Here is a 22,753-nt window from a genome sequence, read left to right as displayed (position 1 = left end):
GCGCGCTCAGTCCCCGTATCGCTCCCAGAGCTTGGGGAACCGTTTCGCCATGACGTCCGGGTCGTCGAAGTCCAGGGCGGCTCCGGACGGCCGCGCGGGCTGCCGCTCGCCCACCTCGGGCAGCGGCAGCCCCGTCAGCTGCTCGTACGCCTCGTCGGCGGCGTAACCGAGGTCCTCGGCCTCGCCGTCCTCCTCCTCGTCGAAGTCGGGCAGCAGGTCCGCCAGGTCGTCCGGCTCGTACAGCCCGCCCTCGAAGACGTCCCGGCCCTGGCCGATCAGCCAGCACCGGAAGTAGTCGAAGGTGTCCTCCGAGGCGCCGTCCAGCAGCAGGTACGCCGCGCCCCACAGGTCGTGGCGGTAGGCGCGCTGGAACCGGGCCTCGAACAGCCGCGCGAAGTCGATGACATCGGGCGGGGACAGCTGGGCGAGCCGTTCCACCAGGCGCTCCGCCTGTTCGTCCGGGTCGCCGTCGGCGGCTTCCCGGGTCTCGTCGATGATCTGCCAGAAGTCGGTCTCGTCCATCACGGCTCCAGCATCCCTGTTCCTTCGCACGAGCGCATGCGATGACCGGGCGAATCACCCCGGAATCAGGCGAAAAATCCCGAAATCGCAGGAAGAACCGTCGGTGCGCGGCGCCCCGGACCCGCCCGGAGCGGCGTCGGGCCGCGTCGGACGCCGCGTCGGGCCGCGCCCCCGGAGCCGGGCGGGGAGGACGCCGGCGCCGCGGAGGGCGCGGGAAACGCGGAGCCCCGCGCCGTCCGGGGACGACGCGGGGCTCCGGTACCTCCGAGGACCCTTACAGGCCGAGCTCGACCTCGAACTCGCCGGCCTCCAGGATCTCCTTGACGGCCACCAGGTAGCGGGCGGCGTCGGCGCCGTCCACCAGGCGGTGGTCGTAGGAGAGCGACAGGTAGGTCATGTCACGGATGCCGATGGCGGTGCCGCCGTCGGCCTCGATGACGACCGGGCGCTTGACGGTCGCGCCGATGCCCAGGATGCCGACCTGGTTCGGCGGGACGATCACGGTGTCGAACAGCGCACCGCGCGAACCGGTGTTGCTGATGGTGAAGGTGGCGCCGGACAGCTCGTCCGGGGTGATCTTGTTGCCGCGCACCTTGCTGGCCAGCTCTGCGGTCTTCTTGGAGATGCCGGCGATGTTGAGGTCGCCCGCACCCTTGATGACCGGGGTCATCAGACCCTTCTCGGAGTCCACCGCGATACCGATGTTCTCGGTGTCGAAGTAGGTGATGGTGCCCTCGGCCTCGTTGATCCGGGCGTTGACGACCGGGTTGGTCTTCAGCGCCTGGGCCGCGGCCTTGACGAAGAACGGCATCGGGGACAGCTTGACGCCCTCGCGGGCGAGGAAGCCGTCCTTGGCCTTGTTCCGCAGCGACATGATCTTGGTGACGTCCACCTCGACCACGCTGGTCAGCTGGGCCTGCTCGTGCAGGGCCTTCAGCATGTTGTCGCCGATGACCTTGCGCATGCGGGTCATCTTGACCGTCTGGCCACGCAGCGGGGACGGCGCGGCGGCGGCCTTCGGCGCGGCGGCCGGGGCGGCGGCGACCGGGGCCGGCACGGCCTTGGCGGCCTCGGCGGCGGCCAGGACGTCCTGCTTGCGGATGCGGCCGCCGACACCGGTGCCGGTGACGGAGGCCAGCGCGACGCCCTGCTCGGCGGCGAGCTTGCGGACCAGCGGGGTGACGTAGGCGTCACCGGCGTCGGCCACCGGGGCAGCCGGGGCGACCGGGGCCGGAGCGGCGACCGGGGCAGCCGGGGCCGGGGCGGCGACGGGGGCGACCGGAGCCGGAGCGGCCACCGGGGCCGGGGCAGCCGGGGCGACCGGGGCCGGAGCGGCCGGAGCCGGGGCGGCGACCGGAGCGGCCGGGGCGACCGGAGCCGGAGCCGGAGCGGCAGCCGGGGCCGGAGCGGCGACCGGAGCCGGGGCGGCCACGGCGGCACCCGCGGCACCGATCAGCGCGAGCTGGGCGCCGACCTCGGCGGTCTCGTCCTCGCCGACCAGGATCTTCACCAGGGTGCCGGCGACCGGCGACGGGATCTCGGTGTCGACCTTGTCGGTGGAGACCTCAAGCAGCGGCTCGTCGACCTCGACCGTGTCACCCTCGGCCTTCAGCCAGCGGGTGACGGTGCCCTCGGAGACCGACTCGCCCAGGGCGGGGAGCAGCACCGGGGTGGCGTCGGCGGCCGGGGCGGCGGCCGGAGCGGCCGGCGCGGCGACCGGGGCCTCGGCGACCGGGGCCGGCGCGGCGACCGGGGCCTCGGCGACGGGGGCGGCCGGGGCCGGAGCGGCCTCGGCGACCGGAGCCGGAGCGGCGACCGGGGCGCCGGAGCCGTCGTCGATGATCGCCAGCTCGGCGCCCACCTCGACGGTCTCGTCCTCGCCGACCTTGATCGAGGCCAGGATGCCGGAGGCCGGGGCCGGGATCTCGGTGTCGACCTTGTCGGTCGAGACTTCGAGCAGCGGCTCGTCGACCTCCACGCGCTCACCCTCGGCCTTCAGCCAACGGGTGACGGTGCCCTCGGAAACGCTCTCGCCCAGCGCGGGCAGTGTTACTGAGACCGCCATGGTTTCAGCGACTCCTATCAAGTCTTGCGTACTGGAAGTTTGGGGGGGTGGGGCGCGATCAGTCGTGCGCGTGCAGCGGCTTGCCGGCCAGCGCCAGGTGCGCCTCGCCCAGAGCCTCGGACTGGGTCGGGTGCGCGTGGATGAGCTGCGCGACCTCCGCGGGCAGAGCTTCCCAGTTGTAGATCAGCTGGGCCTCTCCGACCTGCTCGCCCATCCGGGCGCCGACCATGTGGACGCCGACCACGGCGCCGTCCTTGACCTGGACGAGCTTGATCTCGCCGGCGGTCTTCAGGATCTTGCTCTTGCCGTTGCCGGCCAGGTTGTACTTGAGGGTGACGACCTTCTCCTTGCCGTACAGCTCGACGGCCTTGGCCTCGGAGATGCCGACGGAGGCGACCTCGGGGTTGGAGTAGGTCACGCGCGGGACGCCGTCGTAGTCGATCGGCACCGGCTTGAGGCCGGCCAGGCGCTCGGCGACCAGGATGCCCTCGGCGAAGCCGACGTGGGCCAGCTGCAGGGTCGGGGCGAGGTCGCCGACGGCCGAGATGGTCGGCACGTTGGTGCGCATGTACTCGTCGACGAGGACGTAGCCGCGGTCCATCGCGACGCCGTTCTCCTCGTAGCCGAGGCCGGCCGAGACCGGGCCGCGGCCGATGGCGACGAGCAGCAGGTCGGCGTCGATCTGCTTGCCGTTCTCGGTGGAGACGCGCACACCGGCCTCGGTGTACTCGACGCCGGAGAAGCGGGCCTTCAGCTCGAACTTGATGCCGCGCTTGCGGAAGGCGCGCTCCAGCAGCTTGGAGGAGTTCTCGTCCTCCAGCGGGACCAGGTGCGGCAGGGCCTCGACGATGGTGACCTCGACGCCGAACGACTTCCAGACCGAGGCGAACTCGACGCCGATCACGCCGCCGCCGAGGATGACGGCCGACTTCGGGATGCGGTCGAGCTTGAGGGCGTGGTCCGAGGAGATCACGCGGTTGCCGTCGATCTCCAGGCCCGGGATCGAGCGCGGCACGGAGCCGGTGGCCAGCACGATGTGGCGGCCCTCGATGCGCTGGCCGTTGACGTCCACCGAGGTCTGCGAGGAGAGCTTGCCCTCGCCCTGGATGAAGGTGACCTTGCGGGAGGCCACCAGGCCCTGCAGGCCCTTGTACAGGCCCGCGATGACGTCGTCCTTGTACTTGTGGACGCCGTTGATGTCGATGCCCTGGAAGGTGGCCAGCACGCCGAACTCGGCGGCCTCCTTCGTCTCATCGGCGATCTCGGCCGCGTGCAGCAGCGCCTTGGTCGGGATGCAGCCGCGGTGCAGGCAGGTGCCGCCGAGCTCACCCTTCTCGATCAGGGCGACGCTCAGGCCCAGCTGGGCGGCGCGGAGCGCCGCGGCGTAACCGCCGCTTCCGCCTCCGAGAATGACTACGTCGAAAACGGTGCTGGCGTCGTTCGCCACGTCACGTCCTCCATGCAATGGGGTGTGGATCGCCGGGCCGGTCACGGTCCGGTAGTTCGGAAGCCTTTGTGGGGCGCCCAGTCGTGCCGGAAATACATCTTCGCACTTGTTCGCGGCAGCTGATGTCCGGGTCCGGCCCAGGGGTGTCCCGAGGGGTGGTCGCAGGGGTGGGAACGCCCTGGACGGAGGGGCATCACCGCAGCTCAACGCGGGGTAGACAGCGGGCCTGGAGGCGTCGGGCGGGGCTGCGGAGCGCCTGGTTCCGCAGGGTGGAACAAAGTTTCGCCCGCAGCGAACAGGGGTGCGGATGCCCCGCCACGCCCCCTACCGGCCGGTAACCGCCCCGTGGAAGCCGGACGGGGTCCGGTGCGGCAGCACCGGACCCCGTCCCGCGTCCGTCCTCGGCCCGTGGGCCTCCCGGTCGGTCAGCCCTTGCCGCCCGCCGCCTTCTGCTCGGCGAAGCGGACCAGGGTGCGGACCGCGCTCGCGGTGCCGCCCTTGGGGGTGTAGCCGAACGGCGCGCCCTCGTGGAACGCCGGGCCGGCGATGTCCAGGTGCGCCCAGTCGATGCCCTCGGCCACGAACTCCTTCAGGAACAGGCCGGCCACCAGGCCGCCGCCCATCCGCTCGCCCATGTTGGCGAGGTCGGCGACGGTCGACTCGGTCATGCCCTTGCGCAGCTCGGCCGGCAGCGGCATCGGCCAGGACTGCTCGCCCACCTCGCCGGAGGCCGTGTGCAGGGCGGTGCGCAGCTCGTCGTCGTTGGCCATCACGCCGAAGGTGCGGTTGCCCAGCGCCAGCATCATCGCGCCGGTCAGGGTCGCCACGTCGACGATGACGTCCGGCTTCTCCTCGCCGGCCCGCACGATCGCGTCGGCCAGCACCAGGCGGCCCTCGGCGTCGGTGTTCAGGACCTCGACGGTCTTGCCGCCGTACATCCGCAGCACGTCACCCGGGCGGGTGGCCGAGCCGGACGGCATGTTCTCGGCGAGGGCGAGCCAGGCGGTGATGTTGACGGCCAGGCCCAGGCGCTTGGCGGAGACCACGGCGGCGAACACCGCGGCGGCACCGGCCATGTCGCACTTCATGGTCTCGTTGTGGCCGGCCGGCTTCAGCGAGATGCCGCCCGAGTCGTAGGTGATGCCCTTGCCGACGAACGCCAGGCTCGCCTTGGCCTTCGGGTGGGTGTACGCCACCTTCACCAGCCGCGGCGGGTTGACCGAGCCGTTGCCGACGCCCAGCAGGCCGCCGAAGCCGCCCTTGAGCAGCGCCTTCTCGTCCAGCACCTCGACCTTGAGGCCGTGCTCCTTGCCGGCCGCCTGGGCGATCGCGGCGAAGCTCTTCGGGTTGAGGTCGTTCGGCGCGGTGTTGACGAGGTCGCGGGCGCGGTTCATCTCCTCGCCGACGACGAGGGCGCGCTCGACGGCCGCCTTGGCGTCCTTGCTGCCCTTGCGGGTCGAGAGCAGGATCAGCTCGCCGACCGGCTCCTTGGCGCCGCCGTTGCTCTTGTAGGTGCCGAACGCGTAGGCGCCGAGCAGGCCGCCCAGCGCGACCGCCTCGGTCTCCTCGCCCGACTCGGCCGGCAGGGCCAGCGCGACCTTCTTGCTGCCGGCGAGGGTGCGGGCGGCGACACCGGCGGCGCGGCGCAGGGCCTCCAGCTCGTAAGCGCCCTCGGCGGCGTCGCCGAGGCCGACCGCCAGCACGAGCGCGGACTTCAGGCCGGAGGAGGAGGGCACCTTGACGGCCTCGCCCTCGGCGCCGGTCGCGCCCAGCGTGGTGAGGATCTCGGCCAGCTTGCCCTCGAACGCCTCGCTCACGGCCTCGGCGCCGGGGGCCAGCACAATGCCCTTGGGGCCCTTCGCGACACCGATCACCAGGGCGTCCGCGCGCAGCGAAGCGGCGGAGGAGGTGCTCACAGACAATGCAGTCACGTAATGCGTCCTGTTCTTTCGCGGTCCACGGCCGGTCGGCGCGGGTGCCGCACCGGCGCAGCCCGGAACCGCCGGACAGGGCCGTCCGGCCGGCGCCCGCCGGACCCGGGACCCCTGGCTGTGTGCCCCCGCCGCCCTGCGGCGGCCGCACACACCAGAGGCCCCGGCGTCCCAACGCGCGTCAGCCGGGCAGGACCTGCGACGGTGCAGGGCTGCGGTGCTCCCCGCATGGTAGTCCGCATGCTGGGATCACGCGCCGCCCGGTGTACCGCCTTTCGGCGCGGGCGCTTCGGCGCCGAACTCAGCCCGCCAGCGCGATCGTGAGCAGGGCCCCGGTCGCGGCGGTCTCCGCCATCGCGCCGAGCACGTCCCCGGTGATCCCGCCGAACCGCCGCACACAGCGCCGCAGCAGCAGTGCGGCACAGCCCGCGCCGATCACAACGGCCAGTGGCAGCCGCAGGGCTGACCAGTCGTCCGCCAGTCCGGCGAGCGCGGTCAGCAGTGCCGCGGCGCCGGTCGACAGCGCCGCCGCGGCCGGCGTCACCGTGCTCGCCACCATCGCGCCGAGCCCGCCCGGCCGGGCGGCCGGCACCGACCGCAGGCACCCCCAGGCGAGCGCGCACCGCGCGGCCACCGCCGCCGCGAGCACGGCCAGTGCGCCGCGCAGCGGGGAGGCGGAGAACTGCCCGGACAGCGCGGCGACCTGCGCCAGCAGGACCAGGACGAGGGTGAGGACGCCGAACGGCCCGATGTCCGACTGCTTCATGATGCGCAGCGCGTCCTCGGCGGGCTTGCCGCTGCCCAGGCCGTCGGCGACGTCGGCGAGACCGTCCAGGTGCAGCCCCCGGGTCAGTGCCGCGAGCACCGCGACGGCCGCGACCGCCCCGAGCGGTCCGCCCGCGAGCCGGGCCACCAGCGCCCCGGTGCCCGCGGCCGCCGCGCCGAGGACGACGCCGACCAGCGGCGCGGCGATCATCGCCCGGCCGCCCGCGGCCCGGTCCCAGCGCTCGACCCGGACCCGCAGCACCGACAGCGTCCCGAACGCGAACCGCAGCCCGTCCGCCCACCCGGCGCGCCCGTCCGGTCCCGGGCCGTCCGCTCCCTGTCCCTCCGCCATCGCCCGTGCCTCCACCCTGACCAGCCTTCCGTACTCCTCGCCGGCCCGCCGCCCGCGCGCCCCGGGGCGCCACCGGGCGCCGCGCACGGTGAAAGGCCCCCGGTCCGCCGGAGGCCGTCGGTGACGGCGGTCCGGCGGCCCGGGGGCCGTGGCCCTGCGGCCTCGTCCTACAGCCGGCCCAGCAGCTCCGCCGCCGACGGCAGCTTCGCCGGCTCCTTCGGCGCGGCCGGCACGAACGGCGCCGGCGCCTTCTCCGCCAGCGTGTCCGACGCGGCCTGCAGCAGCGGCAGCGCCATCAGCGCGCCCACGCCCTCGCCCATCGTGATGCCCTGCTCCTGCAGCGGCGTCAGCGTCAGCCGGTCGTACGCCTTGGCCTGCGCCGGCTCGCCGCTGGACTGCCCGGCCCGCCACCACTCGGGCGCCCGGAACGCGATCCGCTGCGCGACCAGCGCGCACGCCGAGGAGACCACGCCGTCGAGCACCACCGGCAGCTTGCGCACCGCGGCCTGCAGCAGGAACCCGGTGATCGCCGCGAAGTCCGCGCCGCCGGTCGCGCCGAGCAGCGCCAGCTGGTCGCCGAGGACCGGCCTGGCCCGCCGCAGCGAGTCCCGGACGGTCGCGCACTTGACCATCCACACCTTGTCGTCGATGCCCGAGCCGCGCCCGGTGACCGCCGCCGCGTCCGTCCCGCAGAGCACGCCGACCAGCACCGCCGCCACCGTGGTCGCACCGACCCCGAGGTCGCCCAGCACCACCAGGTCGGTCCCGGCGTCGGCCTCCTCGTCGGCGACGGCCATCCCGGCCCGGAACGCCTTGACGGTCTCCTCCGGGCTCAGCGCGTCCTCGACGTCGATCCGTCCGGAGCCGCGCCGCACCCGGTGGGCGGTCACCTCGTCGGGGAAGTCCGCGGCGTCCGTGTCGACCGCGACGTCGACCACCCGCAGTCCGGCACCGAAGCGCCGGGCGAGCAGGGCGACCGGCGCGGTGCCGTCGAGGACGGCCCGGACGCGCGCCGCGGTGCCGCCCCGGGCGGGCAGCCGGGAGACCCCGAGGGCCGCCACCCCGTGGTCGGCGGCGAACAGCACCACCTTGGGCGCCGCGAGCGGCCGCACGGGGGAGCGCCCCTGCACGGACGACAGCCAGGCGCCCAGCTCCTCCAGCCTGCCGAGGCCGTTGCGCGGCCGGTCCAGCTCCTGCCAGCGCTCCTCGGCGGCGCGCCGGGCGCTCTCGTCGGGGCGTTCGACGAGCGAGGAGAACGTATCGAGATCCACGGTCGTGTCCATCGTCCGGAAGGCTACACGCCGCAGGTGTTCAGCCAACGGCGGGCTTGACCGTGAGAACCTGCCCGGCCACGACCAGGAGCACACGCTCGGACGCGTCGGCGACCGCCATGTTGAGCCGGCCCAGGGTGTCGCGGAACCGGCGTCCCGCGGCGGTGGCGGGGACGACGCCCATGCCGACCTCGTTGCTGACCGCCACCACGCGCCGCCCGGTGCCCGCCCAGGCCGCGGCCAGCGCCTCGCAGCGGGCCTGCACGGCCGCCTCGCCGCCGTCCGCCCACACCCGGTCGTCCCAGGCGCCGCACTCGTCCATGACCGCGGTGAGCCAGAGCGCCAGGCAGTCGATCAGCACCGGCGCAGGGTCGGAGGCGTCCGCCAGCACCGCCTCCAGCGCGCAGGTCTCGGCGGTGCGCCAGCTCGCCGGCCGCCGGTCCCGGTGCAGCGCGACCCGCTGCGCCCACTCGGCGTCCCCGTCGCGGGTGCCGCTCGTCGCCACGTAGAGCACGTCGCCGTACGGGGCGAGCAGCTGCTCGGCCCTGGTCGACTTGCCGGACCGGGCGCCGCCCAGGACGAGCGTGCGGGGGAGGGGGGCGTCGTCAGTCATGCGTCCCATCCTCTCCCACCGCGCATACCGAAGATCCTGGTGGGCAACCTGAGGACTTAGGCTGCGCAGCACAAGCGCGTCATCAGCGATCAGCAGTGATCATCGGCGGTCGGCAGCGGTCGCCAGTGGGAGGAGCCGGGCATGGTCTGGACGTGGCGGTACGAGAAGGCCGACGGCACCGCGGTGGCCCCGGGCGACGGCCAGGTGGAGGAGTTCGCCGGCCAGGGGGACGCCGAGACGTGGATCGGGGAGGCCTGGAAGCAGCTGGCCGAGGACGGCGTGGACACCGCCGTGCTGCTGGACGACGGCCGCGAGATCTACTCGATGAGCCTGCACGAGGCGTGAGGCCCGGGGGAGCCGTCCCGGGGGCCGCCCCCGGGACCCGCTCCGCGGGCTACTTCATCCCGATGACGTGGAGCAGCGCGGCGACCTGCCGGTAGGGGTCGGTCCGGCCGGCCCGCTCCTCGGCCTCCAGCAGCTGGGCGAGCTGCCGGCCGTCGACCGGCGGCGCCGCGTCGTCGGGGGCGTCGTCGGTGAAGACCCGGACGCCGTACCAGTGCCGCAGCGGCACGGACACCTCGGAGAGGGTGACCGCCAGGTCGGTGATCCGGTCGGCGCGGGCCGCCAGCCCGAGCCGGTTGTAGTACCGGTCGCTCTCGAAGGCGTGCAGGGCGGCCCGCCAGTCACCGGCGGCGGCGGGCCGCAGGGCCAGCGCGTCGCGGTTGCGGACCAGCAGCGAGAGCAGGCCGCCGGGCGCGAGCAGCCGGGCCAGCGAGGCGATCATCGGATCGGGGTCCGGGAGGTACATCAGGACGCCGTGGCAGAGCACCACGTCGAAGCTGCGCGCACCGAACCAGCGCCCGCACTGGTGGCCGTCGCCGATGAGCAGCTGGATCCGGTCGCGGACCTCGTCCGGCTCCTCGGCCAGCGCCCCCTGGGCGACGCCGAGCGCGTCCGGGTCGGAGTCGATGCCGGTGACGTAGTGGCCGGCCCGGGCCAGCCGCAGCGCCTGGGTGCCCTGGCCGCAGCCGATGTCGAGCACGCGCTGGGCGCTGCGCCCGGTGAGCTGCTCGGCGAGCTGCCGGGCGACCATCTCCTGCCGGACGAGGTTGCGCAGGGTGCCGAGCCGCTCCAGCCAGTGGCCGGTGCCGCCGGCGAAGGAGCCGCTGCGCGAGGGCAGCCGCCGCTCGTGGCCGATCCGCTCCTGGGCGATCCGGTCGTGGCCGCCGTCCCCCTGGCCGGGGAGCGCGTAGAGGCCGGGCCCGTCCCAGACGGGAGGGGCCCAGCCGGAGTCCACCGGTTCGGCGGTCAGGGCTTCTCCCCGCGCCGCACCTGCGGCTTGGGCAGTCGCAGCCGGCGCATCTGCAGGATGCGCATCAGGCCGTAGGCGACGGCGCCGCGGGTGTTCTGCCCGGCGAACCGCTCGGCGAGCTGCTTGCGCAGGCCGAAGCCGAGCCGGACGAAGTCCAGGATCACCAGGACGAAGAACAGCAGGAACAGCACGGTGGAGAGCAGCTGGACGGCCTGCACCTTGACGATGCTGAGGACCAGGATGAGCACCGCGGCGGGGAGGAAGAACTCGGCCAGCGACCAGCGCGCGTCGACGTAGTCGCGGGTGAACTTGCGCACCGGGCCCTTGTCACGGGCCGGGAGGTGGCGCTCGTCGCCCTCCAGCAGCGCGGTGCGCTGCTTCTCACGCTCGGTGCGCATCCGCTCGCGGGCCTGGCGGGAGGCCTCCTTGCGGTCCTTGGGCACGGTCACGCGGGTACGCCGGTTGGCCTCGGCCTCACTGCGCTTGGGCGTGGGCCGTCCCTTCTTCGCCTGCGGGTCGCGGGTCTGGGTCGTCTCGTCCTGCTTCTCCAGCACGGCGGCGGAGGCAGCGGCATCATCTGAACGGCGTCGGAACACACCACCAGGGTACGGGGTGCGGGACGGCTTCTTCCGGTGTCCCCGGACCCAAACGCATATCGATCCGGCCCGGTGGGCCCCTGGTACGGGTTTCCGGGGGGTTTCCCGTAGGGGATCACTCAGCTGACCGGAGGGTGGGACGAGGGCGGGATCCACCCCGCGGAGGAGGCCGCGAGGGGGTCGGCTGTAGCAGGCTTGTTGCAGGCAGGTGCACTGCGGCGACGGGCTCGCTGCACATACACTCGTCGTGTCTGGTAACGAGATAGAGACCGCAGGCCGGAGAAGGGGGCACCCGAGGCCCATGAGCGACGGAATCATGAAGCGTATGGGGCTGATCTTCCGCTCCAAGGCGAACAAGGCCCTGGACCGCGCGGAAGACCCGCGAGAGACGCTCGATTATTCGTACCAGAAGCAGCTGGAGCTGCTGCAGAAGGTGCGACGGGGCGTCGCTGACGTGGCCACCTCGCGCAAGCGTCTGGAGCTCCAGCTGACCCAGCTGCAGCAGCAGTCGGCGAAGTACGAGGACCAGGGCCGCAAGGCGCTCTCGCTCGGCCGGGAGGACCTCGCCCGCGAGGCGCTGACCCGCAAGGCGAACATGCAGTCCCAGATCAACGACCTGGAGACGCAGTACCAGCAGCTGCAGGCCGAGGAGGAGAAGCTCACGCTGGCCTCCCAGCGGCTGCAGGCCAAGGTGGACGCCTTCCGCACCAAGAAGGAGACCATCAAGGCGACCTACACCGCGGCCCAGGCGCAGACCCGGATCGCCGAGTCCTTCTCCGGGATCTCGGAGGAGATGGGCGACGTCGGCCTGGCCATCCAGCGGGCCGAGGACAAGACCGCCCAGATGCAGGCCCGGGCCGGTGCGATCGACGAGCTGCTGGCTTCCGGCGCGCTCGACGACGCCAGCGGTCTCGGCCGCAAGGACGACATCGAGGCCGAGCTGGAGCGGGTGGCCGGCGGTTCGGACGTCGAGCTGGAGCTGGCCCGGATGAAGGCCGAGCTGACCGGTGGCTCCCCGGCCTCCGGCCCGCAGGCGATCGAGCAGGGCCGTCCGCAGGACGCCGCCCCGCAGCAGGACGGCCCGCGCATCAACTACAACAAGTGATCTGAGCTCCACCCGGAACACCTTCGGGAACATTCCCCAGGAACAGGGAGACGCACGGCATGATCATGAGGGTCATGGGTGAGGGGCAGTTCCAGGTGGGCGAGACCCACCTGAACCGGCTCAACGAGCTCGACGAGGAGCTCCTCACCGCACTGGAGTCGGGGGACGAGGAACACTTCCGCCGGGCGCTCGGTGAGCTGCTCGGTGCGGTGAAGGAATTCGGCACCCCACTGCCGGACGACTCCCTGGAGCCGTCCGATCTGATCCTCCCGGATGCCGACGCGACGATCGACCAGGTCCGGCAGCTGCTGCGGGACGAAGGTGACGGCCTGATCCCGGGGATCCCCGGGTAGCCGCCGTCTCCGCGCCAGACACAAGGGCGGGCCCCCTCCGTGACGGAGGGGGCCCGCCCTTCTTCCGGTCGTCTCCCGGCCGGCGGCCGCGGCTACGGCAGGGCCAGCATCCGGTCCAGCGCGGCCTTGGCGTACTTCTCGGTCTCCGGGTCGACGCGGATCACGTTCGGCACCCGGCCCTCGACCAGCGACTCCAGCGCCCAGACCAGGTGCGGCAGGTCGATCCGGTTCATGGTGGAGCAGAAGCAGACCGCCCGGTCGAGGAAGACGACCTCCTTGTCCGGGTGCGCCTTGGCGAGCCGGCGGACCAGGTTCAGCTCGGTGCCGATGGCCCACTTGGAGCCGGGCTCGGCGGCGTCCAGCGCCTTGATGATGTACTCGGTCGAGCCCACCATGTCGGCGGCCGCGACGACCTCGTGCTTGCACTCGGGGTGCACGAGGACGTTGACGCCGGGGATCCGGGCGCGGACGTCGTTCACCGAGTCCAGGCTGAACCGGCCGTGCACCGAGCAGTGGCCGCGCCAGAGGATCATCTTCGCCGCGCGCAGCTGCTCGGCGGTGAGGCCGCCGTTCGGCTTGTGCGGGTTGTAGACGACGCAGTCGTCCGGCGAGAAGCCCATGTCGCGCACCGCGGTGTTGCGGCCGAGGTGCTGGTCGGGCAGGAACAGCACCTTTTGGCCCTGCTCGAAGGCCCACTCCAGGGCCCGCTTGGCGTTGGAGGAGGTGCAGATGGTGCCGCCGTGCCGGCCGGTGAAGGCCTTGATGTCGGCGGAGGAGTTCATGTACGAGACCGGGACGGTGACGTCGGCTATGCCGGCGTCGGTCAGCGCGTCCCAGCACTCGGCGACCTGCTCGGCGGTGGCCATGTCGGCCATCGAACACCCGGCCGCGAGGTCCGGCAGGATGACCTGCTGGGCGTCGCCGGTGAGGATGTCGGCCGACTCGGCCATGAAGTGCACACCGCAGAAGACGATGTACTCGGCCTCCGGGCGGGCCGCCGCGTCGCGGGCGAGCTTGAAGGAGTCGCCGGTGACGTCGGCGAACTCGATCACCTCGTCGCGCTGGTAGTGGTGGCCCAGGATGAAGACGCGGTTCCCGAGGGCGGCCTTGGCCGCGCGGGCGCGCTGGACGAGGTCCGGGTCGGAGGCCGGCGGGAGGTCGCCGGGGCACTCGACGCCGCGCTCGCTGTTCGGGTCGGCCTCACGGCCGAGCAGCAGCAGAGCGAGCGGCGTCGGAGCGGGGTCGACGCCGTAGGTCTCGGTGATGGTGGTGGTCACGGGCGGGTGCCCTTCTGTGCGGCCGATCGAGCGGTGACGCCTTTTCGTCTATCTGACGCAATCTATGATAACCGGTTAGCGTCAGAGTGACGATGGCCGTCCTGTCGATGTGACGAGAACCGCTCGACGGTTCGGTGCGCCGCGGTGCGGCGGGAGGGAAGTTATGGCGCGGTCCGGCGTGGCCGAGCCGGGATCCGCGGCCGCCCGGGTTTGGCTGGCCCCATGAAGGCAATCGCGATCCGCCGCTACGGCGGCCCCGAGGTGGTCGAGTACACCGACCTGCCGGACCCGAAGGTCGGCCCGGACTCGGTACTGGTGCAGGTCAGGGCGGCCGGGGTGAACCCGGTGGACTGGAAGGTGCGGGACGGCCGGCTGGACGGCCTGCTCGACGCGCACTTCCCGCTGGTGATGGGCTGGGACGCCGCCGGGGTGGTGCGCGCGGTCGGTGGCGGGGTCACCGAGTTCGCCCCCGGCGACGAGGTCTACGGCTACGTCCGCAAGGACTCGGTCGAGCACGGCACCTACGCCGAACTGGTCTCCGCACCCGTCCGCACACTGGCCCGCAAGCCGGCCGCGCTGGACTGGGCGCAGGCCGGCGGACTGCCGCTGGCCGGGCTCACCGCCCTCCAGGCCCTGCGGGCGGTCGGCGTGGGCGCGGGCGACACCGTCCTGGTGCACGCCGCCGCGGGCGGGGTCGGCCACCTGGCCGTCCAGATCGCGCGGGCCGCCGGGGCCCGGGTGATCGGCACCGCGGGCGAGCGCAACCACGCCTACCTGCGCGGTCTCGGCGCCGAGCCGGTCGCCCACGGCGAGGGGCTGGCGGACCGGGTCCGGGCCCTGGCCCCGGCGGGCGTGGACGCCGCGCTGGACCTGGTCGGCGGCGACGCCGTCGAGGTCTCGGCCGGGCTGGTCGCGGACCTGGCGCGGATCGCCTCGATCGCCGACTTCGGCGTGAAGGCGCGCGGCGGCCACTACGTCTGGGTCCGCCCCGACGCCGCCGGGCTGGCCGAGCTGGCGGCGCTCGCCGACGCGGGCCGGCTGACCGTGACCGTCGCGTCCGTGTTCCCGCTGGCCCAGGCCGCCTCCGCCCAGGCGCTCAGCGCGGAGGGCCGCACCCGGGGCAAGATCGTGCTGCTGGTGGACTGAGGCGGGACGGCGGACCGACCGACGGCCGTCATCTGCCAGCGGTGGACTCGGTCCTGTCATCCGCCAGAATGGTGCAGAACCGTTTCGGCGGGCCGTCGTCGCCCCGCCCCCGTCCCCGATGCCGCACGACCCGTGGAGCCCCGCACCGATGAGCAGCAGTCGAGCGCACGAGACGGTCGGGGCCACCCTGGACGAGACCGACCGCATGCTCCTCGCCCGGCTGGCCGGGGACGGCCGTGCCTCGTACGCCGAGATCGGCCTGCAGGTGAACCTCTCCGCCACCGCCGTCCGCCGCCGGATCGACCGGCTGCGGGCGCGCGGGGTGGTCCGCGGCTTCACCGTGGTGCTCGACCCCGCGGTCCTCGGCTGGCAGACCGAGGCCTTCGTCGAGGTCTACTGCCGGGAGCGGACCGCACCCGAGGAGATCCTGGCCAGCCTGCGCCAGTTCCCCGAGGTGATCGCCGCCTGGACGGTCACCGGCGACCCGGACGCACTGGTCCACCTGCGCGCCGCCGACATGCGGCACCTGGAGGCGGTCATCGAACGGATCCGCCGCGAGCCCGGCGTCCAGCGCAGCCGCTCCTCGGTGGTCCTCTCCCAGCTCATCGGCTGACCGCGGGGCGCCCGCGGACGGCCCGCGGACGGGCCGCGGACAGCCCCCGGACGGCCGATTCCGCGCCCGCGCAGGATTCCTGCGCGGGCCCCGCCGAAGACGCCCGAAACCTGCCTGACCGGCCGCGTTCCGACGCGCGGCGGAAGCCCGGGGCTGCCTACGCTGATCACGTCCGGCAGTACGGTGCCAACCCCCGTGCCACCGGGCCCTCCCCGACCCCCACAGCCGAGAGGGACACCCGTGTCCGCAGCCCCCGACCGCATGCACCGGCCCGACAGCGACCTGGTCGACCTGGTTTTCGACTACATGCGCGACCGGCTGCAGTACGACCCCGTCCCGCTCGACCACCCCGGCGACGGCGAGCACCTGCGCACCCAGCTGTCCGGCCTGCTCAACCAGGACGGCAACAACCCGGCCGACGTGCTCAAGCTGTACGACCACGAGCTCTCCCGCGCGGTGATCTCCGCCGACAGCCCGCGCTACCTCTCGTTCATCCCGTGCGCCCCGACCAAGGCCGCGCTGCTCTTCGACATGGTCGTCTCCTGCGCCTCGCTCCAGGGCATCTCCTGGCTGGAGGCGGCCGGTGCCATCGCCGCCGAGAACCAGGTGCTGCGCCTGATCGCGGACCGCGCGGGCATGCCCGCCACGGCCGGCGGCACCTTCGTCTCCGGCGGCTCGGCCGGCAACCTCTCCGCCCTCGTCGTCGCCCGCGACACCGCCCGCCGCCGCCTCGGCGTCGGCCCGGAGGCGCGGCTGCGGATCGCCGTCGCCGACCAGGTGCACTCCTCGGTCAAGAACACCTTCAACATCATCGGCGTCGAGGCCTTCAAGGTCCCGACCGTGGACCGCCGGTTCACGGGCGAGGCACTGCGCGCCGCCCTGGCCGCCGACCCGAACCCCGAGACGGTGATCGCGGTCGTCGGCACCGGCGGCACCACCAACGAGGGCATCGTCGACGACCTCCAGGGCCTCTCCGAGGTCGCCCGCGAGCGCGACCTGTGGTTCCACGTGGACGGCGCCTACGGCGGCGCGGGCCTCTTCGCCCCCTCCGTGCGCGCCCGCTACGACGGCATCGAGCACGCCGACTCCTTCGTGGTGGACCCGCACAAGTGGCTGTTCGCCCCGTTCGACTGCGCCGCGCTGATCTACCGCAACCCCCAGCTCGCCCGCGCCGTGCACACCCAGGACGCCTCCTACCTGGACGTCCTGCACACCGAGGGCGACGAGTGGAACCCCACCGACTACGCCTACCACCTGACCCGGCGCGCCCGCGGCCTGCCGCTCTGGTTCTCGCTCGCCGTGCACGGCGTCCAGGCGTACACCGACGCCATCGAGGCCGGGCTCAAGCTGGCCCAGGACACCGCCCGGCTGATCCGCGAGTCCGAGCACCTGGAGCTGCTCTTCGACCCGCAGCTCTCCGCCGTCTGCTTCAAGCGCACCGGCTGGACCAACGACGACTACTACCGCTGGTCGCAGCAGCTGCTCGCGGACCAGATCGGCTTCGTCACCCCCACCGGCTGGGACGGCGAGACGGTGGCCCGCTTCGCCTTCCTGCACCCGGGCACCACCATGGAGATGGTCCGCGAGATCCTCGACACGATGGTCTAGGCACGCGCCCGGAACGCGTCCCGCACGCTCCCCGAACCCCCGCCGGTGCGCCCGGCGGGGGTTCGCGCGTCCCCGGCGGGCGCGCTACAGCAGCCCGCCGTTCGGCACGTACGGCGACGGCGGGCGCATCCCGCGCAGGCCGACGTAGCCGCGGGTCTCCAGGGTCAGGCCCACCTCCAGCCCGACGTCCACGGCCCACTCCTGCTCGGCGGTCAGCGCCTCCACCCGCGCCTCCACCCCGTCCGGCACCCGCGCCAGCGCCTCACGCAGCAGCCGGACGGCGATCCGCTTCGAGGTGGCCGCCAGCAGCCGCACCTCGCCGCCGTCCCGGTAGCAGTAGCCGCTGCCCGCCAGCGCGTCCGCGACCAGCAGCTCCTCGCAGTGCGCCAGCAGCAGCTCGTGGTCGGGGCCGTGCGCGGCGCCGCGCAGCCGCCGGTCCACCGAGTCCAGCAGGTGCCGGTGGGTGGCGTTGCCCGGGTGCACCGGGATGTCCCCGGGGTCGAGCAGCCCGGACCGGTCCACCCGCCCGGTCAGCTGCATCGCCGGGTGCAGGGTGAACCCGGCCAGGCGGTACCGGCGGGCGGCCGCCGGGGACGGCGAGGCGCAGAGCATGCCGCGCAGGCAGCCCCGCCCGTACGCGGTGGCCCGCTCCATCAGCAGCCGGCCCACGCCCTTGCCCTGCGCGTCCGGCAGCACCACGAGCAGCGCCAGCATCCACACCCCCTCGCGGCGCAGCGACAGCACGGCGCCGACCGGTCCGCCGTCGTCCTCGGCCAGCCAGCAGCCCTGCGGATCGGTGCGCACCAGGTGTCTGGTCCGGGCCAGCTGGTAGGCGGGCGGCGGGCCGTGCGGGGCCCGCGGGTCCTGCCCGGGTGAGTCGGGCAGCGAGGCGAACGCGGCGCGGGCGATGTGCTGGACGACCTCCGCGTCGGCGGCGGTGTCCTGGACCAGGCGCAGGATCATGTCCTCCATCCTGGCCGCACCGGCGCCGCCGCGGGGCCGGTTCGCCGGGATCGGACCACTCGGCGGTGACCGCCCGCCCTGCCGGTGTGCGAGCATGGGGAGCGTAGGAGCGGGTGGCACACCCGGCCCACGGAAGCCCCGCCGTCGCGGACCAGCCGAATACACCCGCCGCCCGGGAAATGAAACCGGACGGCCGTTGGTTGGCACTGGCGGCAGAACCGTCGTCAAGACCGGGAGAAAGCAGATGACCGTCCAGGACGAGACCACCGTAGAGAGTGGCATCCTCCTCACCGACGCCGCCGCGGGCAAGGTCAAGGCCCTGCTGGAGCAGGAAGGCCGCGAGGACCTCGCGCTGCGGGTCGCCGTCCAGCCCGGTGGCTGCTCCGGCCTGCGTTACCAGCTGTTCTTCGACGAGCGCTCGCTCGACGGCGACGTCCTGAAGGACTTCGACGGCGTGAAGGTCGTCACCGACCGGATGAGCGCCCCGTACCTGGGCGGCGCCACCGTCGACTTCGTCGACACCATCGAGAAGCAGGGCTTCACGATCGACAACCCGAACGCCACGGGCTCCTGCGCCTGCGGCGACTCGTTCAGCTAAGGGTTCGACCGAAGGCGGCCCCGGGACTCCCGGGGCCGCCTTCGTCGTGTCCGCGAAACGTTTCCTCCACGGGGCACCGCCGACGGGGCGCCGTCTGCGGAGCGCCGGCTACGGGGTGCCGGCGATCTCCGGTCCGACCGGCTCCGGGCCGATGTGCGGATCGGCCTCCAGCGGCACCTCCCGGCCGGTCGCCAGGTCGGTCACCGTACGGCCCTGCAGCGGCTGCTTCAGGTCGAAGGCCACGGTCTGCCGCTTGGCCAGGTCGGCGCAGGCCTGCCCGGCCGGTATCGGCGCAGCGGTGGTCACCCGGACGTCCACCCGGCCCGGGTGCGACTCGTCGGCCTTGAGCGCGTACCGCTGGCAGACCCCGCCGTAGAACCAGACCGTCAACTTGTTGCCGTCCGCCCGGTAGGTGATCGCCGGGTGCACCTGCGAACCGGTCGGGGTGCCGTTCGGCGGCGGCTCGCCGACCGCGATGCCGTTGCCGCCGGGCGGCGTCGGCGCCGGGGTCGGGGTCAGGGCCGGGCCCGGGACGGTGGTCGCCGGGGCGGGACTGGCCGGCCGGGGGTCGGGGGCGGTCGCCGTGGGGTCGGCCGGCGGGGTGGTCACCGGAGCCGGGGCCGACGGGGAGGCCGGGGCCTGCACGGACGCCGGCGGGTTCTCGGCGGCGCCCGTCGCACCGGGGGAGGAGGGCGCGCCCGCCGACGGCTCCCGCGTACCGGGGGCCGCGTCCGAGCCCGCCCCGCTCCCCGTGTCACCGCACCCGGCCAGTGCGGCCGCCGCCGCCAGGACCAGACCCGCCAGCGCCACCGCGCGTGCCCGGCCGGAACGCCGGGGCATCGTCTCCAGATCCATCTGTACTTCCTCCCGAGGGCTCAGCGGCACGCCTCAGGGGCCGCACCGCGCCGGTGTGACGTGCCCCGGACGATTCCGGTTCCCGCGCACGCCCGGCGAGTGCTCCCGAACGCCCTACAGCCCGTACTCGGGCATCCCCGCGACCAGCCGCTGGGTCCGGGACGGGACGCGCAGCGCGGCCCGGGCGGGGGCGGCGTCCTGCGGGCCGGTCGCCAGCAGCGGCCAGAACCGGCGCAGCCGCCGCGAGGAGTCCACCAGCGCGTCCAGCGAATCGCCGTCCGCGTCGCCGAGCAGGGCGGGCGGAACCCGCAGCGGGTGGTGACTGGGCATCATCGGCCATCACTTCCGATCCAGCGGAGCCGCGGCGGACACGCCACGGGCCAGGGCGGGGCCGGGAACGGCCCCTGTCAGCGACCCTAGGCCGGTCCTCCGGCCCCCACCAGAGCTACCGGGGGGTAGTACACGGCCGGGGGCGGGGGGTGCCGTGCGAGGCATTCTTGCTGGCCCCCACCTCCCGCCGGGTACCGTGGGTGGGTTCCACCCCCGCCGTCCCATGGCCCTGCCGCCATTCTGAGGAGACCCCGTGCGTATCGCCGTCGCCGGCTCGATCGCGACCGACCACCTGATGACCTTCCCGGGCCGGTTCGCCGACCAGCTCGTCGCCGAGCAGCTGCACACCGTGTCGCTGTCCTTCCTGGTCGACACCCTGGACATCCGCCGCGGCGGTGTCGCGCCCAACATCGCGTTCGGCATGGGCGTGCTGGGCCTGCGGCCGGTGCTGGTCGGCGCGGCCGGTGCGGACTTCGCGGAGTACCGCAGCTGGCTGGAGCGCAACAACGTGGACTGCCGGTCCGTCCACATCTCCGAGACCCGGCACACCGCGCGCTTCATGTGCACCACGGACGAGGACCACAACCAGATCGCCTCGTTCTACACCGGCGCCATGGCGGAGGCCCGCAACATCGAGCTCAAGCCGATCGCCGACCGGGTCGGCGGCCTCGACCTGGTCCTGATCGGCGCGGACGACCCGCAGGCGATGGTCCGCCACACCCAGGAGTGCCGCACCCGCGGCTACGCCTTCGCGGCCGACCCCTCGCAGCAGCTGGCCCGCCTGGACGGCCACGACATCCGCCAGATCGTCGACGGCGCCGCGTACCTCTTCACCAACGAGTACGAGGCCGCGCTGATCGAGTCCAAGACCGGCTGGGACGCGGACGAGATCCTCGGCCGGGTCGGCACCCGGGTCACCACCCTCGGCAGCAAGGGCGTCCGGATCGACCGCAAGGGCGAGGCCCCGGTCGTGGTCGGCTGCGCCCCCGAGAACAGCAAGACCGACCCGACCGGCGTCGGCGACGCCTTCCGGGCCGGCTTCCTGGCGGGCCTGTCCTGGCAGCTGGAGCTGGAGCGCGCCGCCCAGCTCGGCTGCATGCTCGCCACCCTGGTGATCGAGACCGTCGGCACCCAGGAGTACGAGCTGCGCCCGGTCGCGTTCCTGCAGCGCTTCGAGGCCGCCTACGGCGCCGAGGCCGCCGCCGACGTCCGGGCGCACCTGGTCAAGTAGTCCGCCTCAAGCGGTCCGCCGCACCAGGTAGGCCGTGCCCCGGTCGCCGCCGTACTCGGCGGCCGGGGCCTCGCCCAGGTACTCCTGCCCGCGCATCCCGCACCAGGCCGGGACGTCCAGCCGGGCCGCCTCGTCGTCGGCCAGCACCGCGATCGTCCCGCCCACCGGCACCCCGCCGATCCGCTTCGCCAGCTCGATGACGGGCAGCGGGCAGCGCTTGCCGAGGGCGTCGAGGACGGTCGCCGGCTCCTCCGCCGGCTCCTGCGCCGGCTCCTGCTCCCCGGAGCCGGACCCGGACCGGGCCGGCAGGGACAGGTTCAGTCCGAGCGGGGCGCGGACGCCGGCCACCAGTCCGGGCAGCACGGACAGGAACCGTTCGACGTCCGCCTCCGCGGTGCCGAACGGCAGCGAGACCCGGACGTTCCCCTCGGTGAGCACGCCCATCGCGGCCAGCACGTGGCTGGGGGTCAGGGTGGACGAGGTGCAGGAGGAGCCGGAGGAGACCGCGAAGCCGGCCCGGTCCAGCTCGGTCAGCAGCACCTCGCCGTCCACGTAGAGGCAGGAGAAGGTGACGACGTGCGGCAGCCGCCGCACCGGGTCGCCCACCACCTCCACCTCGGGCACCAGTCGCGGCACCCCGGCCCGGATCCGCTCGACCAGGGCGTGCAGCCGGGCGTTCTCCCGGTCGGCCTCGGCCCGCACCGCCCGCAGCGAGGCCGCCGCCGCGACGATCGCCGGCACGTTGACGTACCCCGGCACCCGGCCGGCCTCGCGCTCGTCGGCGGGCAGCGGCGAGGAGTACCGGACGCCCTTGCGCACGGCGAGCACCCCGACCCCGGCCGGCCCGCCCCACTTGTGGGCGCTGGCGGTCAGCAGCGACCAGCCGCGCGGCACGTCCACCCGACCGGCGCTCTGGGCCGCGTCCACCAGCAGCGGCACGTCCCCGCAGACCCCGGCCACCTCGGCGACCGGCTGGACGGTGCCCACCTCGTGGTTGGCGGACTGCAGCACGGCGAGCGCGGTGTCCGGCCGCAGCGCCGCCGCGAACCCCTCGGGGGTCGCCCGGCCGTAGCGGTCGACCGGGACGACGGAGACCTCGCCGCCGCCGGCCTCGTGCCGTTCGGCGGCGTGCAGCACGCTGGAGTGCTCGACGGCGGAGTGCGCCAGGTGCCCGCCGCGCCGGCGGTTCCCGGCCAGCGCGCCCAGCACCCCGAGGTGCACCGCCTGGGTGCCGCTCGCGGTGAAGGCGATCTCGTCGGCCCGGCAGCCGAGCACCCCGGCCACGGTCTCGCGGGCGGCGTCCAGCAGCATCCGGGCCTGCCGGCCCGAGCGGTAGAGCCGGGCGGGGTCGGCCCATCCCTCGTCCAGGGCGGCGGTCAGCGCCTGCCGTGCGACGGGGTGGAGCGGTGCGGTGGAGGCCACATCGAAGTACACGGTCACATTTAACGACACTCCCGGGTGTATTCCGGGCCGCCCCGGGTGCTTACCCGCCGTCAGTCGATCACCCCGAATGTCCGAATAGTCCGCGTCCGACGGACTGTCACGTACGTCGTCCGAGGTCATCCCCCGATCGGGCGTACGGACCCCGAATGCCTAGGATGACCTGCGGCGCAGCCCCTGCCGGGCCTGATCGGGTGTCCGGGCGGCGCGTTACCGGGACCTGCCCGTCAGCAGCGCATAAGGCTGGAGTAGGGTTTGGCCCGCATAAGCATTCAAACCGTGCCCGTGGTCGGGTCGCCGGGGAGGGAACAACCTCGCCGGGGCGACGCGAAGGCGGGCGAGACTTCGGGAAGGCGCTAC

At 73.7% G+C, this 22,753-nt stretch carries 21 protein-coding genes and 1 pseudogene; 8 read left to right on the top strand and 14 right to left on the bottom strand.

Translation table 11 applies throughout. The features are described 5' to 3' along the window. Positions 1-6 precede the first annotated feature (6 nt). From OG550_RS10580 to cobU, 7 genes and pseudogenes are all read right to left on the bottom strand, one after another. Positions 7-522 (bottom strand): DUF4240 domain-containing protein, encoded by a 516-nt coding sequence (locus tag OG550_RS10580; RefSeq protein ID WP_327676439.1) that lies wholly within the window; start codon positions 520-522, stop codon positions 7-9. A 274-nt stretch (positions 523-796) separates the two neighbouring features. Continuing rightward, positions 797-2,587 carry a 2-oxoglutarate dehydrogenase, E2 component, dihydrolipoamide succinyltransferase gene (gene sucB / locus OG550_RS10575; RefSeq protein WP_327676438.1) on the bottom strand — a complete coding sequence of 597 codons (1,791 nt, stop codon included), beginning with the start codon at positions 2,585-2,587 and terminating at the stop codon, positions 797-799. Positions 2,588-2,645: 58 nt separating this feature from the next. Next, positions 2,646-4,052 carry a dihydrolipoyl dehydrogenase gene (lpdA, locus tag OG550_RS10570; RefSeq protein ID WP_327676437.1) on the bottom strand — a complete coding sequence of 469 codons (1,407 nt, stop codon included), beginning with the start codon at positions 4,050-4,052 and terminating at the stop codon, positions 2,646-2,648. 407 nt (positions 4,053-4,459) lie between these two features. Then, on the bottom strand, positions 4,460-5,965 hold the full coding sequence (locus OG550_RS10565; protein ID WP_327676436.1) for a leucyl aminopeptidase: 1,506 nt from the start codon (positions 5,963-5,965) through the stop codon (positions 4,460-4,462). A gap of 301 nt (positions 5,966-6,266) precedes the next feature. Further along, positions 6,267-7,082, bottom strand: a complete 816-nt coding sequence (locus OG550_RS10560; RefSeq protein WP_327676435.1) for an adenosylcobinamide-GDP ribazoletransferase — start codon at positions 7,080-7,082, stop codon at positions 6,267-6,269. 167 nt (positions 7,083-7,249) lie between these two features. After that, a complete protein-coding gene (locus OG550_RS10555; RefSeq protein ID WP_327676434.1) occupies positions 7,250-8,365 on the bottom strand; it encodes a nicotinate-nucleotide--dimethylbenzimidazole phosphoribosyltransferase in 1,116 nt (371 codons plus the stop codon). 28 nt (positions 8,366-8,393) lie between these two features. After that, a pseudogene (gene cobU / locus OG550_RS10550) lies at positions 8,394-8,942 on the bottom strand (bifunctional adenosylcobinamide kinase/adenosylcobinamide-phosphate guanylyltransferase); the annotation flags it as partial. A gap of 165 nt (positions 8,943-9,107) precedes the next feature. Between cobU and OG550_RS10545 the strand changes: the two are divergent. Continuing rightward, positions 9,108-9,311, top strand: coding sequence for a hypothetical protein (locus OG550_RS10545; RefSeq protein ID WP_327676433.1), 204 nt, complete (start codon positions 9,108-9,110; stop codon positions 9,309-9,311). A gap of 49 nt (positions 9,312-9,360) precedes the next feature. Here OG550_RS10545 and OG550_RS10540 read toward each other — a convergent pair whose 3' ends face one another. Together OG550_RS10540 and OG550_RS10535 are read right to left on the bottom strand one after the other, a co-directional pair. Next, positions 9,361-10,059: a class I SAM-dependent methyltransferase gene (locus OG550_RS10540; protein ID WP_327683801.1), complete on the bottom strand. Its 699-nt coding sequence runs from the start codon at positions 10,057-10,059 to the stop codon at positions 9,361-9,363. 215 nt (positions 10,060-10,274) lie between these two features. After that, positions 10,275-10,874: a DUF3043 domain-containing protein gene (locus tag OG550_RS10535; RefSeq protein WP_327676432.1), complete on the bottom strand. Its 600-nt coding sequence runs from the start codon at positions 10,872-10,874 to the stop codon at positions 10,275-10,277. A gap of 301 nt (positions 10,875-11,175) precedes the next feature. Between OG550_RS10535 and OG550_RS10530 the strand changes: the two genes are divergently transcribed. Both OG550_RS10530 and pspAA read left to right on the top strand, forming a co-directional pair. Continuing rightward, complete coding sequence (locus OG550_RS10530; protein ID WP_327676431.1) at positions 11,176-11,979, top strand: PspA/IM30 family protein; 804 nt, start codon at positions 11,176-11,178, stop codon at positions 11,977-11,979. 59 nt (positions 11,980-12,038) lie between these two features. After that, complete coding sequence (pspAA, locus tag OG550_RS10525; RefSeq protein WP_327676430.1) at positions 12,039-12,332, top strand: PspA-associated protein PspAA; 294 nt, start codon at positions 12,039-12,041, stop codon at positions 12,330-12,332. 92 nt (positions 12,333-12,424) lie between these two features. Here the strand turns inward: pspAA and nadA are convergent, their stop codons facing one another. Beyond that, positions 12,425-13,609, bottom strand: a complete 1,185-nt coding sequence (gene nadA, locus OG550_RS10520; protein WP_327676429.1) for a quinolinate synthase NadA — start codon at positions 13,607-13,609, stop codon at positions 12,425-12,427. Between the two features lie 222 nt (positions 13,610-13,831). Between nadA and OG550_RS10515 the strand changes: the two genes are divergently transcribed. The 3 genes from OG550_RS10515 to OG550_RS10505 all read left to right on the top strand — a co-directional run bounded on the left by OG550_RS10515 (position 13,832) and on the right by OG550_RS10505 (position 16,976). Further along, entirely contained in the window at positions 13,832-14,755 is a 924-nt protein-coding gene (locus OG550_RS10515; RefSeq protein WP_327676428.1) for an NADP-dependent oxidoreductase, read from the top strand. A 148-nt stretch (positions 14,756-14,903) separates the two neighbouring features. Further along, a complete protein-coding gene (locus OG550_RS10510) occupies positions 14,904-15,368 on the top strand; it encodes an Lrp/AsnC family transcriptional regulator (RefSeq protein WP_327676427.1) in 465 nt (154 codons plus the stop codon). Between the two features lie 240 nt (positions 15,369-15,608). After that, positions 15,609-16,976 carry a pyridoxal phosphate-dependent decarboxylase family protein gene (locus OG550_RS10505; RefSeq protein ID WP_327676426.1) on the top strand — a complete coding sequence of 456 codons (1,368 nt, stop codon included), beginning with the start codon at positions 15,609-15,611 and terminating at the stop codon, positions 16,974-16,976. Between the two features lie 84 nt (positions 16,977-17,060). Here the strand turns inward: OG550_RS10505 and OG550_RS10500 are convergent, their stop codons facing one another. Then, positions 17,061-17,939: a GNAT family N-acetyltransferase gene (locus OG550_RS10500; protein WP_327676425.1), complete on the bottom strand. Its 879-nt coding sequence runs from the start codon at positions 17,937-17,939 to the stop codon at positions 17,061-17,063. A 244-nt stretch (positions 17,940-18,183) separates the two neighbouring features. Between OG550_RS10500 and OG550_RS10495 the strand changes: the two genes are divergently transcribed. Continuing rightward, entirely contained in the window at positions 18,184-18,537 is a 354-nt protein-coding gene (locus OG550_RS10495; RefSeq protein WP_327676424.1) for a HesB/IscA family protein, read from the top strand. Between the two features lie 108 nt (positions 18,538-18,645). On the opposite strand, the gene OG550_RS10490 is transcribed toward OG550_RS10495, so the two are convergent. Both OG550_RS10490 and OG550_RS10485 read right to left on the bottom strand, forming a co-directional pair. After that, positions 18,646-19,392, bottom strand: a complete 747-nt coding sequence (locus tag OG550_RS10490) for a hypothetical protein (RefSeq protein ID WP_327676423.1) — start codon at positions 19,390-19,392, stop codon at positions 18,646-18,648. Positions 19,393-19,506: 114 nt separating this feature from the next. After that, positions 19,507-19,725, bottom strand: a complete 219-nt coding sequence (locus OG550_RS10485) for a hypothetical protein (RefSeq protein WP_327676422.1) — start codon at positions 19,723-19,725, stop codon at positions 19,507-19,509. Between the two features lie 250 nt (positions 19,726-19,975). Between OG550_RS10485 and OG550_RS10480 the strand changes: the two genes are divergently transcribed. Next, complete coding sequence (locus OG550_RS10480) at positions 19,976-20,953, top strand: carbohydrate kinase family protein (protein ID WP_327676421.1); 978 nt, start codon at positions 19,976-19,978, stop codon at positions 20,951-20,953. Positions 20,954-20,959: 6 nt separating this feature from the next. On the opposite strand, the gene OG550_RS10475 is transcribed toward OG550_RS10480, so the two are convergent. Further along, entirely contained in the window at positions 20,960-22,387 is a 1,428-nt protein-coding gene (locus OG550_RS10475) for a cysteine desulfurase/sulfurtransferase TusA family protein (RefSeq protein WP_327676420.1), read from the bottom strand. Positions 22,388-22,753: the final 366 nt, after the last annotated feature.

Source organism: Kitasatospora sp. NBC_00458 (genome assembly GCF_036013975.1).
In the GTDB taxonomy this organism is placed as follows: domain Bacteria; phylum Actinomycetota; class Actinomycetes; order Streptomycetales; family Streptomycetaceae; genus Kitasatospora.
Note: the sequence above shows the minus strand (reverse complement) of the source record. Positions and strands in the feature narration are given on the sequence as shown.

What these genes read in the sequence shown, in the direction of transcription:
- OG550_RS10580 (WP_327676439.1), bottom strand. Translation starts at nt 522, where the DNA reads ATGGACGAGACCGACTTCTGGCAGATCATCGACGAGACCCGGGAAGCC.
- sucB (WP_327676438.1), bottom strand. Translation starts at nt 2,587, where the DNA reads ATGGCGGTCTCAGTAACACTGCCCGCGCTGGGCGAGAGCGTTTCCGAG.
- OG550_RS10560 (WP_327676435.1), bottom strand. Translation starts at nt 7,082, where the DNA reads ATGGCGGAGGGACAGGGAGCGGACGGCCCGGGACCGGACGGGCGCGCC.
- OG550_RS10555 (WP_327676434.1), bottom strand. Translation starts at nt 8,365, where the DNA reads ATGGACACGACCGTGGATCTCGATACGTTCTCCTCGCTCGTCGAACGC.
- OG550_RS10545 (WP_327676433.1), top strand. Translation starts at nt 9,108, where the DNA reads ATGGTCTGGACGTGGCGGTACGAGAAGGCCGACGGCACCGCGGTGGCC.
- OG550_RS10540 (WP_327683801.1), bottom strand. Translation starts at nt 10,059, where the DNA reads ATGGTCGCCCGGCAGCTCGCCGAGCAGCTCACCGGGCGCAGCGCCCAG.
- OG550_RS10530 (WP_327676431.1), top strand. Translation starts at nt 11,176, where the DNA reads ATGAGCGACGGAATCATGAAGCGTATGGGGCTGATCTTCCGCTCCAAG.
- pspAA (WP_327676430.1), top strand. Translation starts at nt 12,039, where the DNA reads ATGATCATGAGGGTCATGGGTGAGGGGCAGTTCCAGGTGGGCGAGACC.
- OG550_RS10515 (WP_327676428.1), top strand. Translation starts at nt 13,832, where the DNA reads ATGAAGGCAATCGCGATCCGCCGCTACGGCGGCCCCGAGGTGGTCGAG.
- OG550_RS10510 (WP_327676427.1), top strand. Translation starts at nt 14,904, where the DNA reads ATGAGCAGCAGTCGAGCGCACGAGACGGTCGGGGCCACCCTGGACGAG.
- OG550_RS10500 (WP_327676425.1), bottom strand. Translation starts at nt 17,939, where the DNA reads ATGATCCTGCGCCTGGTCCAGGACACCGCCGCCGACGCGGAGGTCGTC.
- OG550_RS10495 (WP_327676424.1), top strand. Translation starts at nt 18,184, where the DNA reads ATGACCGTCCAGGACGAGACCACCGTAGAGAGTGGCATCCTCCTCACC.
- OG550_RS10490 (WP_327676423.1), bottom strand. Translation starts at nt 19,392, where the DNA reads ATGGATCTGGAGACGATGCCCCGGCGTTCCGGCCGGGCACGCGCGGTG.
- OG550_RS10485 (WP_327676422.1), bottom strand. Translation starts at nt 19,725, where the DNA reads ATGATGCCCAGTCACCACCCGCTGCGGGTTCCGCCCGCCCTGCTCGGC.